Origin of the sequence: Stenotrophomonas maltophilia group sp. Smal32 (genome assembly GCF_030237085.1) — a bacterium.
GTDB lineage: Bacteria > Pseudomonadota > Gammaproteobacteria > Xanthomonadales > Xanthomonadaceae > Stenotrophomonas > Stenotrophomonas maltophilia_Q.
In genome coordinates, this window is the sequence record NZ_JASJSI010000079.1 from 1 (window position 1) to 14,242 (window position 14,242).

13 protein-coding genes and 1 tRNA gene are annotated in these 14,242 nt (G+C 68.2%); 9 read left to right on the forward strand and 5 right to left on the reverse strand.

The genetic code is table 11. From position 1 onward, the window contains the following. The first annotated feature begins 80 nt into the window (after positions 1 to 80). On the forward strand, positions 81 to 1,397 hold the full coding sequence (locus QRO91_RS16590; protein ID WP_049427721.1) for a hypothetical protein: 1,317 nt from the start codon (positions 81 to 83) through the stop codon (positions 1,395 to 1,397). 8 nt (positions 1,398 to 1,405) lie between these two features. Here the strand turns inward: QRO91_RS16590 and QRO91_RS16595 are convergent, their stop codons facing one another. The 5 genes from QRO91_RS16595 to trxA form a co-directional block, all read right to left on the reverse strand. After that, positions 1,406 to 2,122, reverse strand: coding sequence for a hypothetical protein (locus tag QRO91_RS16595; protein ID WP_049427723.1), 717 nt, complete (start codon positions 2,120 to 2,122; stop codon positions 1,406 to 1,408). 47 nt (positions 2,123 to 2,169) lie between these two features. After that, complete coding sequence (locus QRO91_RS16600; protein WP_049427725.1) at positions 2,170 to 2,622, reverse strand: DUF4442 domain-containing protein; 453 nt, start codon at positions 2,620 to 2,622, stop codon at positions 2,170 to 2,172. A 75-nt stretch (positions 2,623 to 2,697) separates the two neighbouring features. After that, on the reverse strand, positions 2,698 to 4,323 hold the full coding sequence (locus QRO91_RS16605; protein ID WP_049427727.1) for a CHASE2 domain-containing protein: 1,626 nt from the start codon (positions 4,321 to 4,323) through the stop codon (positions 2,698 to 2,700). Next, positions 4,320 to 5,975: a FecR domain-containing protein gene (locus tag QRO91_RS16610; RefSeq protein WP_049427729.1), complete on the reverse strand. Its 1,656-nt coding sequence runs from the start codon at positions 5,973 to 5,975 to the stop codon at positions 4,320 to 4,322. The genes QRO91_RS16605 and QRO91_RS16610 overlap by 4 nt, the downstream gene beginning before the upstream one ends. A gap of 153 nt (positions 5,976 to 6,128) precedes the next feature. After that, complete coding sequence (trxA, locus tag QRO91_RS16615; protein ID WP_049427732.1) at positions 6,129 to 6,986, reverse strand: thioredoxin; 858 nt, start codon at positions 6,984 to 6,986, stop codon at positions 6,129 to 6,131. A gap of 124 nt (positions 6,987 to 7,110) precedes the next feature. Here trxA and QRO91_RS16620 point away from each other — a divergent pair, with 124 nt between their 5' ends. The 8 genes from QRO91_RS16620 (at position 7,111) to QRO91_RS16655 (ending at position 14,001) form a co-directional block, all read left to right on the forward strand. Further along, positions 7,111 to 7,713, forward strand: coding sequence for a DUF998 domain-containing protein (locus QRO91_RS16620; protein WP_049427734.1), 603 nt, complete (start codon positions 7,111 to 7,113; stop codon positions 7,711 to 7,713). Positions 7,714 to 7,818: 105 nt separating this feature from the next. Beyond that, positions 7,819 to 10,461 (forward strand): leucine--tRNA ligase, encoded by a 2,643-nt coding sequence (gene leuS / locus QRO91_RS16625; RefSeq protein WP_049427747.1) that lies wholly within the window; start codon positions 7,819 to 7,821, stop codon positions 10,459 to 10,461. 136 nt (positions 10,462 to 10,597) lie between these two features. Further along, positions 10,598 to 11,182, forward strand: a complete 585-nt coding sequence (gene lptE / locus QRO91_RS16630) for an LPS assembly lipoprotein LptE (RefSeq protein ID WP_049427736.1) — start codon at positions 10,598 to 10,600, stop codon at positions 11,180 to 11,182. A gap of 9 nt (positions 11,183 to 11,191) precedes the next feature. Further along, positions 11,192 to 12,229: a DNA polymerase III subunit delta gene (gene holA, locus QRO91_RS16635; protein WP_197650647.1), complete on the forward strand. Its 1,038-nt coding sequence runs from the start codon at positions 11,192 to 11,194 to the stop codon at positions 12,227 to 12,229. Further along, positions 12,230 to 12,898, forward strand: coding sequence for a nicotinate-nucleotide adenylyltransferase (gene nadD / locus QRO91_RS16640; protein ID WP_180848985.1), 669 nt, complete (start codon positions 12,230 to 12,232; stop codon positions 12,896 to 12,898). Positions 12,899 to 12,956: 58 nt separating this feature from the next. Continuing rightward, positions 12,957 to 13,367, forward strand: a complete 411-nt coding sequence (gene rsfS / locus QRO91_RS16645; RefSeq protein ID WP_005410536.1) for a ribosome silencing factor — start codon at positions 12,957 to 12,959, stop codon at positions 13,365 to 13,367. A 64-nt stretch (positions 13,368 to 13,431) separates the two neighbouring features. Beyond that, positions 13,432 to 13,902, forward strand: coding sequence for a 23S rRNA (pseudouridine(1915)-N(3))-methyltransferase RlmH (gene rlmH, locus QRO91_RS16650; protein WP_049427744.1), 471 nt, complete (start codon positions 13,432 to 13,434; stop codon positions 13,900 to 13,902). A gap of 22 nt (positions 13,903 to 13,924) precedes the next feature. Continuing rightward, positions 13,925 to 14,001: transfer RNA gene (locus tag QRO91_RS16655), tRNA-Asn, on the forward strand. Positions 14,002 to 14,242 lie beyond the last annotated feature (241 nt).

The window sequence follows — 14,242 nt, forward strand, 5'->3', positions numbered from 1 at the left end:
ACATGTGCGCATTGTAGCGGTCACTGCCGGTCGATTACGCTGGCGGATCGACTGCGGCAACGAGCCATGGAAGGGAAGCTGTGTTGAAGATTCTGCGCGGACTGGGGTGGACCCTGGCGGGCCTGCTGGTGCTGGCCATCGTGGTGTGGTGTGCCTCACGCATGTGGCCGGTGCCGGAATCGCGATTGCAGGCGCAGCAACGGCTGGAGGCGCGGCTGCCGGCGAACGGGCGCAATGGCTATCCGCTGTTGTGGACACTGGCCTTTGACGACCTGGATGCCGGTCAGCGCGAGCAGGCGCTGGCCGAGGATGTGCGGCGCTGGGAGGCCGACCCGCGCGGTGGCAACCTCACCCCGTCTCACCTTGCGGCGAACCACGCCGAACTGCGCGCGCGGGCGTCCGCCAGCTGCGGGCCCAGCGCCCGCGACTGCCTGGCACAGGTGCGGGCCGATCCGCAGCGGTTTGCCGAGGCCCATGCCGGCCATCGCCAGCTGCACGCACGGCTGGACGCGCTGGCCGAAGCGGACCACTTCGTGTCGCCGTTCAGACCGAAGGGCGACGGCATCATGGTGCCGCTGCCGACCTACGGGTTGATGCTCGATGCCACCAGTGCACGCGCACTGGCCTATGTGCAGGGGGACATCGATGGCGCGCTGCGTGGCAGCTGCCGTGGCCTGCAGCTGGGTCGTCGGCTGGTGCCCGGTGGCAGCTATCTGGTCGAGAGCATCATCGGCGCCAGCCTGGTGCAGGCCAATGCGCAGCTGCTGGCCGACATGCTGGTGGAACTGCCTGCCGACCACCCGCTGCCGGCCGAATGCGAACGCGCCATGCAGCCGATGCGGGCCGACGAGCAGAGCCTGTGCCGTGCAATGCAGGGCGAGTACGCGATGAGCCGCGCGGCAATCGCGTCTTCGGCCCAGGAATTTGGCGGGGTCCTGGTGCTGGACCGCAGTAGTACGCTGGCGCGCGTGGCGGGCAATCTGGGCTGGGCCTGTGGGGCGGCAGCGACCGCGGCACTGGAGGCGGACCGCCCGCTGCCGGTAGCGGCGCCGCTGCAGCATGACTTCGGGTGCCTGTCGAACGTGATGGGCTGCGTGCTGACCGACATCGCTGGCCCGGTCTATCCCGCCTATTCGTCGCGCACCCAGGATGCCGCGGCGATGCTGCGCCTGCTGGGCGCGCAACGCTGGCTGCGGCAGCAGGCGGGGGACCCGGTGGAGGCGCTGCAACGGTTGCCGGCGCAGTTTGCCTCGCCGGTGCGGGCGCCACAGCTGTCCGCCAACGGGCGTTCCCTGCAGGTACCGCGTCGCTCGCCCACCCGCGGCAACGACGAAAGCCCGTGGCTGTCGGTGCCGTTGGCGGCCGGCGCCGCCCCAACCGCCGCTGCCCGCGACTGAGCGGCGGGTCAGTCGCCGCCGGCCTGCGGATCGAACACCCAGCCATCACCAACGGTCTGCAGCGTCCAGCGGCGGCTGCCGCGCAGTGGCTGCCAGCGCACGCTTTCCTTGTCGTCCTCGATGCTGCCCTCGGTCCGCTTCACCTTGCGCGTGGAAAAATTCACGCTCACCGAGGTGGCCTGTCCTGAATTGCGCATCACCGAGTTCTGGTCATAGCCGATCAGCGCGAAGGCATCGTCCTGCCAGCGGAAGGTGAAGGCGGTGGTACCCATCGACCAGCTTCCCGCGCTGGAGAAGGAAAACAGCGCCACCCTCAACGTGCCGCGCTGGATGCTGACACCGCCATCTTCAAGCGGGTCGCTCATCACCGGGTTGTCCGGCCGAGGAATCAGATGGTGGTCCTGCACCGCCAGCACATAGCCGGCCGGGCGTGACCACGCCACGGCGAGAATGCGCGGGTTGCTGTCGTAAGGCGATGGGCCGAAGCCATCGTGCTCGATGACATTGCGCGGATCCTGCTGGCGCAGCACCAGCACCAGGTCCGCGCGGCCATCCCGGTCGAGATCGCCTTCGATGCTGGACTCCAGCGTCCAGCCCTCGGGCACGAAGCCGGTGGCAGTGGCCGCCTGGGCCGGCAGCGTCGGGTACTGCACCGGCGGCAGGTCGAGTGCATGGGCCGCGCAGGGCAGGGGGCTCAGCAGTGCTGCAAGGGTGTAGGGACGCATCGGAGCCTCCATGGCAGGGGGCCAGAGGATAGCGCCTGTGCGGAGGATCAGCGCGCGTGCGGCTTCAGGCGCAGGTACACCTGCTTGCGGACCTGTGCGACCACCTCGCCGCTTTCATCCACCACGTCGTTGCTGAACCAGCGCAGCACCTTGTCGCCGCTGGCGGCCTCGGCGCGAAGTTCGTCCAGCAGCGCGTCATCGATGCGGAATGATGTGCGTACGGTGCCACGGCCGGGCTTGAGGAAGTCGATGGCGCCTGCGCGGTCCCACACGTAGTAGTCGCGGCCGAGGATGTGCAGCAGGCCGAGCATCCAGAACGGATCGGTCATCGCGAAAAGGCTGCCGCCGAAGTGGGTACCAACGTAGTTGCGGTTCCATGGCCGAAGGCGCAGCTCGACATCGATCTGCCGGTAGTCGGGGGTGATGCGGGTGACGTGGATGCCGGTGAACAGGAAGGGCGGCCAGAGGTTGATGCCGAAGCGGAACAGGCGGGCGTTCATGCGGATCCGGGGGGCGCTGGGCGAGGTGTCCAGTCTAACCATTCGCATGCGTATGTTGCACCCCGGTGGCGCCGGTCACGCGCTGCCGTCGATCACATACCCGTCGCGCCCATTCGCTTTGGCCTGGTACAGCGCGGTGTCGGCCCCTTCGACGAAATGATGCGGTTGCAGCTCGCCGTCCGGGACACGGGTGAACACGCCGATGGTGAGCGTGACCCGGTCGTCGCTGCCATCACCATGTGCCGGCAACGCACGCACGCAGTCGATCAGGTCCTGGATCACGAGCCGCGCGCCCTCGGCCGGGGTATCGGGCAATACCAGCGCGAATTCATCGCCACCGTAACGCGCGGCCATGTCGCGCGGGCGCCGAGCATGCGCGCCGATCAACCGGGCGACGTCCCGCAGCACGCGGTCGCCGAGCTGGTGACCATGGCGGTCGTTGTGGCGCTTGAAGTGGTCGACGTCGATCAGCGCCAGGCTCAGTGGCTTGCCGTTGCGTCGCGCGGCGTCGCATTCCTGCTGCAACGCCTGTTCGAAGCGCAGGCGATTGCCAAGGCCGGTCAGTGCGTCGCGGTTGGCCTGCCGGTGCCAGGCCGAAATCCGCCAGATCGCCCAGGCCAGCAGTACCAGCAGGATGCCCAGCAGGGCGGTGGCCGGCGCCCACCAGAGGTTGCTGGTGCGCAACAGCAGCCAGCTCAGCAGAGGGGCAAGCGGCAGCGAACACAACGCCGCCAGCCACGGCAGGCGCAGGCCGAGCAGGATCACGCACAGCGCCACCAGCACAGCACTGATGGCGTGCTGCCAGAAGCGGGGCAGCACCTCGATCTGCTTGTGCTGCAGCAGCATCGAGGCGATGTTGGCCTGGTACTCGCTGCCGCTCATCCAGAACTCGCGGGTGGTCGGGGTCAGCAGGCGCGGCGCGATGCCGCTGGCGGTCATGCCGACGATGATGCGGCGGCCATGCAGCATCGCCATGTCCACGTGGCCATCGAGTACGTCTGCGTAGGAAACCTGCGGCAACTGCTCGGGGGGGCCGGCATAGCGCACCCGCACGTAGTCGTTGCGGCGCCATTGATAGGGCGAGCCCACCTCGGGGTCGGGGTCGGGCAGGCCGCGCACCGCGCCGGAGGGCAGGCCGGTCAGGGCCAGCCCGAGCGCCGGCCAATGCGCCTTGCCGATGCCTGCATGCAGGTAGATGCCGCGGGCGACGCCGTCACTGTCCACTTCAACATCGGTGTGGCCGATGGCGGCGGCACTGGCCGCGATCTGCGGAACCGGCAGCATTTCCTCGGCCATGCGATCACCGGCTGCCGGTGCGGCCAGCACCGGTAGCACCACCCGGCCATTGCGACGGATGGCCGCGGCCAGCGCCTCGTCCTGGCGGCTGTCGCGGCGGTCCGGCTCGGACAGCATCAGGTCCAGCGCGACCCGTTCTGCACCGGCATCGGTCAGGCGGTCCAGCAACCGGGCGTGGACCGAGCGCGGCCACGGCCATTGGCCGATGCGTTGCAGGCTGCCTTCGTCGATGGCCACGATCAGAACGCTCGGGTCGGGTCGATAGTCCCAGTTGCCGACCATCGCGTCGTAGGAGGCCTCGTCCTGCCGCCACAGCCATTGGCCCTGGCTGGCGACGATGGTCAGTATCCCGGCCAGCATGGCCAGCAGGATCCGCTTCGACCAAGGCAGCGGCGAGCGCCTCACAACAGCAGCCACAGCAGCAAGGCACCACCGCCGGTGCCATAGCAGAGGCGACACGGCAGGGCGATCTGCTGGGCAGGCGAAAACTCGCCGGCATGGCCGTCATCGTCGATGTACTGCACGCGCACGTGGAGGGTGCCGCGCCACGGACGCTTGAAGCTGACCTGCGGTTCGGCCACGGTTTCGTCGACCAGCGGTGCCTTGAAGTCGCCGCGGCGGTCGACCTGGACGCGATAGCGCTGGCCTTCGCTGCCGGCCTGCCAGCGCAGGGTCAGTTCACCATGCGCGGCCTCGGGCGGTTGCAGCGCAGGATCGACCGGTTCATTGCTGAGTTGCAGCGGCAGCGCCTGGCCATAGCGTCCCTGGTGGCCGTTGGCATCGCGCGAGGCGACCCGCCAGAAGTAGTGGCCCGGCGGCAATGGCTGCGCCAGGCGCAGATCGGTGCCGGTGCTGGTCAGTTCCTGCAGTGGCTGTACGAAGCTGGAATCAGCCGCGATCTGCAGCACGCTGCTGCGCGCACCGGGGGCCTGGCTCCAGCGGAAACGCGGGCGGTCGCTGTTGATTGTCTGTCCATGCAGCGGGGCCAGTGTCAGCGGCGGTGGCGGCTGGTCGCTGAGTTCGAAGTCGGCGCTGGCATCGATGCCTTCCACACCCTGAGCATCGACCGCGCGCAGCAGGATGCGCAGCTGGCCCGGCGGCAGGTCACCGATGGCCAGGCGGGTATCGGTGGTGGTGGCAGCGAACAGCAGGATCTCCGGCGTGGCGGCCTGTACCACTTCAACGCGGTAATGCGCGGCGCCGGTGACCGGAGACCATGCCAGCAGCGTGGGCAACGGGGCCAGGCGCAGTTCATCGTTGCGCAGCTGCGGTGCCGGCAGCAGTGCGGAGACTGCGTCCGGTGCGGCGTCTGCACTGCCGCTGCGGGTGGCCTGTCCCGGTTGGACCATGCGCTGGCCATGGGTATTGCCGACCTGCACCTTGCCCTGCAGGACCTCGGTGGCCGCGACATCACGACCGTCGCCGGCACTGACCCGGAAGACGGTGCCGCGCACGCTGCTGGTGGCGGTGGGCGCATCGATGATGTAGCGCGATGCCGGGCCGCGCGCAGGCGTTACCCGATTGCTGGCGCGGCCCTGCTGCAGGCGCAGGCGAGTGTCCACCATGCCGGTGTGGCCATAGCGGCTGAGCTGGTCCAGGCGCAGGCGCGAGTACTCACGCAGCTGCAGGCGCGAGGCATCGGCAAATTCCAGCGTGACGCTGGATTCGCCCTCGGTCTGCACGGTGTCACCGATGTGCAGCTGCTCGCCGGCCTGGATGGCGCGGCTGGCGCTGCCGTCGCCACCGGACAGTTCGACCTTGCCGCGGACCGAGAGCACCCGCGCCGGCGCCGGTTCGGTGCGCAGCCAGCTGATGGGAAAGCGCAGCAGCTGGCCGGGCGGCAGCCGGTAGGGGTTATCGATGCGGTTGTGCTGCTGGAGCTGTTGCCAGCGCACCGAGGGTTTCAGATACACGCCACCCAGGTCCCACAGGGTGTCGCCGGGACGGACCCGGTAGTTCCAGTCCTGCGCGGCGGCGATGGCCGGCAGCAGGAGGAGGGCACAGAACAGGGCGCCCTTGGAGCGCATGGCAGACGACAGCGAGCGGACGAAGGTCACAGTTTTGCAATCCCGGCAATGCGGGGGTGCAGCTGCAAGACCCCATGGCCCCGACCTCATCCCCCCGAACGGATCGTGGCGGCCGTACGGCCGCCATCGCGCGCATTATTGCCTGCGTCCAGTGCAGGGATTCTGAACGAACCCGGCTCCCGTTCAGAACAGCAGGGAGGCCATCCTGCGGCGGTACTGGCCGACCAGGTCCTCGTCGGAGATCACATTGAAGGCGTCGATCAGCGCCTTGCGCGGCAGGCCTTCCTCGAAACTCCGGTCGATCCGCAGCATTTCCAGGAACTGCGCCAGCGCGGCTTCGTCATGGCCGCCGAGCAGCAGCTGCACGCCGCGCAGGTGGCGGGCCTTGAGGTCCTTGCCATCGGCGGCGATACGCGCGTCCAGCACCTCGGCGGCCGGGGCGTCCTTCAGCGCGGCGGCAAAGGACAGGCGGGCGCGGGCGCGCACGGCGCGGTCGTCGGTGGCCAGGTTGGCGGGCAGGCCGTCGATCAGCGTGCCGGCTTCGTCCACGCCGCCGATCTGCAGCAGGGCCAGGGCCAGGTCAAGCTTCAGCTCGTCCTTGTCCGGCTCGGCGGCGATCTGCGCACGCAGCACGTCAACTTGCGCCTGCGGGTCCAGCGGTGCTTCATCCGCGGTGGCAGTGTCACCAATGTCGGCCGGCACGATGCCGTGCTGGGCCAGGAATTCACGCAGCTGGCCTTCCGGAATGGCACCCGGGAAGCCGTCCACCAGCTGGCCGCCCTTGATCAGGAACACGGTCGGTACCGACCGGATCTGGAAGGCGGCCGCGATCTGCTGTTCCTTGTCGACATCGACCTTGGCCAGCTCGAAGGCGCCGTTGTATTCGGCGGCCAGCTTTTCCAGCATCGGGCCCAGGGTCTTGCAGGGGCCGCACCACGTGGCCCAGAAGTCGACCAGCACCGGCGTCTGCAGCGACTTCTGCAGGACTTCGGCCTCGAAGGTCGCAGTGGTGGCGTCGAATACGTAGGTCGTCTCGGTCATGGGGGAGGCATCGATTGGCATCTGGAGACCGATTCTATGGTGACGATCGCTGCCGGTCTCAACCCGGACTGCGGCAAATGCCCGACAATGCGTCGTTCCCGCCGTCGTTGCTCCCGGAGCCTGCATGACCTCCCCGCCTTCCCTGTTGCGCCTGTCCGGCCTCGCCGCCGCACTGCTGTTCGTGCTGGCGGTGCTGGGCTTCGGCGCCGGCCTGGACGGCTATGCACAGGCCCGCCACCCGGTGGCCCTGCTGGGCGCACACGGCGTGCCGCACGCGTTGGCCTTCAATCTGCTGGGCTTCGTGTTGCCGGGCCTGCTGGCGGGGGTGGTGGCCGAGTGCCTGCGCCGGCGGTTGCCTGCCACGGCCGGCTGGGCGCCGCGGGTCGGCAGCCAGATGCTGCTGCTGGCCGGGCTCGCATTCGCTGCGATGGGCCTGCTGCCGCTGGATGTGGACGACCTGCACGGGCCGGCCAGCCAGCTGCATGCCAGCGCCTGGATGATCTGGGTGCTGGGCTTCGTCGCCGGTACCCTGCTGCTGGGCATATTCAACGTGCGCCAGGTGCACGGGCGTGTCCAGGGGGGATTGTTGGTGGCCTGCGGGGTGCTTGCGGCACTGGCCGCCTTCGCCCTGCAGGGCCTGGTGCCGGCACCCCTGGCACAGCGCGTGGCCTTCGCCTGCTGGGCGCTGTGGCTGGTGGTTGGGCTGCCGCTGTCGCGACCGCGCTGAGACGGATCGTGGGGGCCGGCGGCGGCACTGGCCGGCGGCCGGGATTGGAGCCCCATGCCGCACTGCGGTACGCTGTACCGCTTTGCCGCCGCATCCGCGTGTTCCATGACCAGCGCTGAAACCAACGCCTACGACCCGCAGCAGGTTGAATCCGCCGCCCAGCAGTACTGGGACGCCACCCGTGCCTTCGAAGTGGACGAGACTTCGGACAAGCCGAAGTACTACTGCCTGTCGATGCTTCCGTACCCGTCCGGTGCGCTGCACATGGGCCACGTGCGCAACTACACGATCGGCGACGTGATCAGCCGCTACAAGCGCATGACTGGGCACAACGTGCTGCAGCCGATGGGCTGGGACGCGTTCGGCCTGCCGGCGGAGAACGCGGCAATCAAGAACAAGACCGCACCGGCGGCCTGGACCTACAAGAACATCGAGCACATGCGTGGTCAGTTCAAGGCCATGGGCTATGCGGTGGACTGGTCGCGCGAATTCGCCACCTGCCGCCCGGACTACTACGTCCACGAGCAGCGCATGTTCACCCGCCTGATGCGCAAGGGCCTGGCCTACCGCCGCAATGCGGTGGTGAACTGGGATCCGGTCGACCAGACCGTGCTGGCCAACGAGCAGGTCATCGACGGCCGTGGTTGGCGTTCCGGCGCGCTGGTCGAGAAGCGCGAGATCCCGCAGTGGTTCCTGCGCATCACCGATTACGCCCAGGAACTGCTGGACGGCCTGGATGAACTGGACGGCTGGCCGGACTCGGTCAAGACCATGCAGCGCAACTGGATCGGCCGCTCCGAGGGCCTGGAAATCCAGTTCGACGTGCGTGACGTCGACGGCGGCGTGCTGGATCCGCTGCGCGTGTTCACCACCCGTCCGGATACCGTGATGGGCGTGACCTTCGTGTCGATCGCCGCCGAACATCCGCTGGCGCTGCACGCGGCGAAGAACAACCCGGAACTGGCTGCGCTGCTGTCGGAAATGAAGCAGGGCGGCGTGTCCGAGGCCGAGCTGGAGACCCAGGAAAAGCGCGGCATGGATACCGGCCTGCGTGCCATCCATCCGGTCACCGGCGAGAAGGTGCCGGTGTGGGTCGCCAACTTCGTGCTGATGGGCTACGGCACCGGTGCGGTGATGGCTGTTCCGGGCCATGACCAGCGCGACAACGAAGTGGCCAACAAGTACGGCCTGCCGATCGTGCAGGTCATCGCCCTGAAGGACCCGCGCAACGACGACGAGCGCACCTGGGACGGTGCCCGCTGGCAGGACTGGTACAGCGACAAGACCCGCCAGACCGAACTGGTCAACTCGGCCGAGTTCGATGGGCTGGATTTCCAGGGCGCCTTCGAAGCCCTGGCCGAACGTTTCGAGCGCAAGGCCCAGGGCCAGCGCCGCGTCAACTATCGCCTGCGCGACTGGGGCGTGAGCCGCCAGCGCTACTGGGGCTGCCCGATTCCGGTGATCTACTGCGACAAGTGCGGTGCGGTGCCGGTGCCGGAAGAGCAGTTGCCGGTGGTGCTGCCGGAGGACGTGGCGTTCTCGGGGACCGGTTCGCCGATCAAGACCGATCCTGAATGGCGCAAGACCACCTGCCCGGAATGCGGCGGCACGGCCGAGCGCGAGACCGACACCTTCGACACCTTCATGGAGTCGAGCTGGTACTACGCCCGCTACACCTCGCCGGGCGCCCGTGATGCGGTCGACAAGCGTGGCAACTACTGGCTGCCGGTCGACCAGTACATCGGTGGCATCGAGCACGCGATCCTGCACCTGATGTATTTCCGCTTCTACCACAAGCTGCTGCGCGACGCGCGGATGGTGGACAGCAACGAACCGGCACGCAACCTGCTGTGCCAGGGCATGGTGATCGCCGAGACCTACTACCGCCCGAACCCGGACGGCTCGAAGGACTGGATCAACCCGGCCGACGTGGAAGTGCAGCGCGACGAGCGCGGTCGCATCACCGGCGCCACGCTGATCGCCGATGGCCAGCCGGTGGTGGTCGGTGGCACCGAGAAGATGTCCAAGTCGAAGAACAACGGCGTGGACCCGCAGGCGATGGTCGACAAGTACGGTGCCGACACCGTGCGCCTGTTCTCGATGTTCGCTGCCCCGCCGGAGCAGTCGCTGGAGTGGAACGAGGCCGGTGTGGACGGCATGGCGCGCTTCCTGCGCCGCCTGTGGGCCCAGGTGCAGAAGCATGCCGCTGACGGTGCCGCACCGGCGCTGGACGTGGCCGCGCTGGATGCCAGCCAGAAGGCGCTGCGTCGCAAGACCCACGAGACCATCGGCAAGGTCGGCGACGACTATGGCCGCCGCCACAGTTTCAACACCGCCATCGCGGCGGTGATGGAACTGATGAACGCGCTGGCCAAGTTCGAGGACAGCAGCGAGCAGGGGCGTGCGGTGCGCCAGGAAGCGCTGCAGGCCATCGTGCTGCTGCTGAACCCGATCACCCCGCATGCCAGCCACGCCCTGTGGCAGGTGCTGGGCCATGGCGAAACGCTGCTGGAAGACCAGCCGTTCCCGCAGGCCGACGCCGGTGCGCTGGTGCGCGACGCGCTGACCCTGGCCGTGCAGGTCAACGGCAAGCTGCGTGGCACCATCGAGGTGGCCGCCGATGCTGCACGCGAGCAGGTCGAAGCACTGGCCCTGGCCGAACCGAATGCGGCCAAGTTCATGGAAGGCCTGACGGTGCGCAAGATCATCATCGTGCCGGGCAAGATCGTGAACATCGTCGCTGCCTGATGCATCCTGGGCCGGCCACCCCCGCGGTGGCCGGTACCTTCCCGGTGCGGGGCCATGCACTTGATGGCCCTGCATTCACGCGGCTTCGGGCAGGCTGTGTGTTGCCGTGATCGCCCGGCTCCGCCAGACTGTCTCCATGACCCGAATCCTGCTTGCCCTCGTTCTTGTCCTCGGCCTTGCCGGCTGCGGTTTCCATCTGCGCAACAAGCTGATGCTGCCGACCGATACGGCGCCGGTGAAGGTGGTCTCCACCGCGCCTTACAGTGAACTGGTCAAGCTGCTCAATCGCAGCCTGCTGGCATCCGGTGCCAAGCTGGCCGCCGAGGACAGCAAGGGGCCCAGCACCCAGCTTCAGGTGCTGTCCGAACGCTGGGGTGACCTGCCGATCGCCATCGACTCGCAGGGCCGTGCGCAGGAGTACAGCCTGCGCTATGCGGTGATCTTCATCTTCCGTCGCGAGGATGGCAGCGAGCTGGTGCCGCAGCAGGTGATCGAACTGTCGCGCGACTACGTGTCGCCGCCGACCGACGCCACCGGTACCACCACCGAACGCGAAATCCTGGCCGATGAGCTGCGACGGGAAATGTCCGCGTCGATCATCCGCCGCATCGACAGCGTGGTGCGTGCCGAGATCGAGAAGGGCGGCAGCCTGACGGCGCCGAAGGCCAAGCCGGTTGAAGGCGCGGAGCCGGCCGAGCCGGTTCCCGCAGCCAAGCACTGAGTCGCGACGATGGAACTGCGTCCGGAGCAGCTGGCCAGCCAGGGCGCTGACACCCCGCTGGCGCCGGTCTACCTGATTGCCGGCCCGGAAACCCTGCGCGTGCTCGAGGCAGCCGACGCCATCCGTGCGCGCGCGCGCGCCGCCGGTATCGGCGAGCGCGAGGTGTTCGACGCCGATGGCCGCGATTTCGACTGGAACCAGCTCGACGCCAGTTTCAATGCGCCCAGCCTGTTCAGTGCCCGCCGCCTGGTCGAGGTACGCCTGCCCAGTGGCAAGCCGGGCAAGGATGGCGCCGAGGTGATCAGCCAGTTCTGCGCCAACCCGGCACCGGACGTGGTGCTGATGATTACCGCCAACGAATGGAGCAAGGTCCACCAGGGCAAGTGGGCCGAGGCGGTCAATCGCATCGGTGTGCTGTCGGTGGCCTGGGCGATCAAGCCGCACGAACTGCCGGACTGGATCGAGCGCCGCCTGCGTGGCAAGGGCCTGCGTGCCGACCCTGCCGCGGTGCAGCGGTTGGCCGAGCGGGTGGAAGGCAACCTGCTGGCCGCCGCGCAGGAAATCGACAAGCTGGCGCTGCTGGCCGACGGCCAGCCACTGGACGTGGAACGGATGGAAGCGCTGGTGGCCGACGCCGCGCGCTATGACGTCTTCCGGCTGCTGGAGGCCACGTTCTCCGGCCAGCCGCCGGCGGTGCTGCGCATGCTGGCCGGCCTGCGTGGCGAAGGCGAGGCGGTGGCCGCACTGATGCCGATGGTGATCCGCGAGCTGTTGGCCGGTGCCGGCCTGGCCCGGGTACAGGCGCGCGGCGGCAATCTGGCCGCCGAAATGAAATCGCGCGGCATCTGGGAATCGCGACAAGCGCCCTACAAGCGTGCGCTGCAGCGGCACCCCGAGGGCAAGCGCTGGGAACGTTTCGTGGCCGAGGCCGGACTGGTCGACCGTATCGCCAAGGGGCGCGCCGACGGCGACGCCTGGCTGGCGCTGGAACGCCTGCTGGTAGCCGTGGCCGAACCGCGTGCCGTGCGCCTGCTGGTGCGGGCCTGAGTGATGAGCCTGCGGATCTATTACGGGGGCACCTTCGATCCGGTGCACCTCGGGCACCTCGCCATCGCGCGTGCTGCCCGTGACGAACTGCAGGTCGCTGTACGCATGCTGCCAGCGGCTGATCCGCCGCATCGCGCGGTGCCGGGTGCAACCGCTGACCAGCGCTTCACCATGCTCTCGCTGGCCATCGGCGATGAACCCGGCCTGCTGCTGGATCATCGCGAGCTGGACCGGGCGCTGCGTTTCCCGGGCCGCCCGTCCTACACCGTCGACACCCTGCGCGAGCTGCGCGGTGAACTGGGCCCCAGCCGGCCGCTGGCCTGGCTGGTCGGTGCCGACAGCCTGCTGGGCCTGACCCGCTGGCACGAATGGGAGGCGCTGTTCGGGCTGGCCCATTTCGTGGTGGCCGAGCGCCCGGGCAGTCCCCTGCAGGCCTCGGTGGATGGCGAACTGGGCCGCGCGCTGGAAGGACGCTGGGCCGACAACGAGCAGGCCCTGTTTGCCAGTCCGGCCGGGCGCATCCTGCGCCTGCATCACCCGCTGCGCGAGGAATCGGCCAGTGCCGTGCGTGCGCAGATCGCCGCCGGTGGCCCCTGGCGGGCGTTGCTGCCACCGGCCGTGGCCGACTACGTGGCCGCGCATGGCCTGTACCGCTCCCCTACGCCGTGAATGCCGCCGCCCCGGCTTGCCCGTATAATCGCCCCCACGTTTATCGAGTCGATCCACTTTGAGCAACCAGACCCAGCCCCAGACCATCAAGGTCGATCTGCCCAGCCCGCCGCCTTCCGTGCCGGAACTGCTGGCCAGCGTCCGCCAAGCCACCGAAGACCTGAAGGCCAAGGACCTGGTCGAGATCGACGTGCGCGGCCGGTCCAGCGTTGCCGATTACATGATCGTCGTTTCGGGCACCTCGACCCGCCACGTCAAGTCGATCGCCGATGAAGTCGTGCGCTTCGCCAAGAATCTCGACGTGATGCCGCTGGGTGTTGAAGGCGAGCGCGAAGCCGAGTGGGTGCTGGTCGACCTGGGCGACGTGATCGTGCATGTGATGCTGCCGCGCGTGCGTGAGTTCTACGCACTTGAGCGCCTGTGGACCGTTGGCGACCAGCCGCCGTCCAGCGACGACGAAGTGGCCTGAGCCTCACGTTGATGCATCCCTTCGACGGCGCCGATGGCGCCGTCGACGTTTTGGAGGACCGTTGATGAAAGCCCGCCTGATTGCTACCGGTGAACGCGCACCCAGCTGGGTGGCGCAGGGTTTCGCCGAGTACCAGAAGCGGCTGTCGCACTGGCTGCCGTTCGAGCTGGTGGAAATCGAGCCCGGCCTGCGTGGCAAGGGCCGTGATCCGCGCCGCGCCACTGAAGACGAAGGCAAGCGCGTGATCGCCGCACTGCCGAAGAATGCCTACGTGGTCGCGCTGGATGTGCCGGGCCGCCAGCTCAGTTCCGAGCAGCTGGCAAAGCGCCTGGAGCATTGGCGCGGGCAGGGCAGGGACCTTGCCTTCCTGATCGGCGGCCCGGAAGGGCATTCGCCGGAAGTCTCCGCGCTGGCCGATGAGAAGTGGTCGATCGGACCGTTGACGCTGCCCCACATGCTGGTGCGTCTGGTGGTGGCCGAGCAGTTGTACCGGGCCGCCGCAATGATTGCGAATCACCCCTACCATCGCGCGTGAAGAGTGGTTATACTAGTCGTCTGCCCGAATAGCTCAGCCGGTTAGAGCACTTGACTGTTAATCAGGGGGTCGTTGGTTCGAGTCCAACTTCGGGCGCCACCTTGAAGAGATCTGCATCGCAGGATGCAGGTCTTTTTTTTTGCCGTGTTGTAGAGCCGCGGCCCGGGCCGGCGTGCCGGAATTTGGCCCGGCAGGGGGCCGGCGGACAAAAATCTGGCCACCCCCACGCCTGTTTTTTGGGGGGGGACCCCTGGCACAGGGGGGTAAGGAGCGGTAGGATTTTGTATTCTCGGCTACGCACCCCCCCCCACAAAAAACGCAAACCCCGCCCCGGACCAAC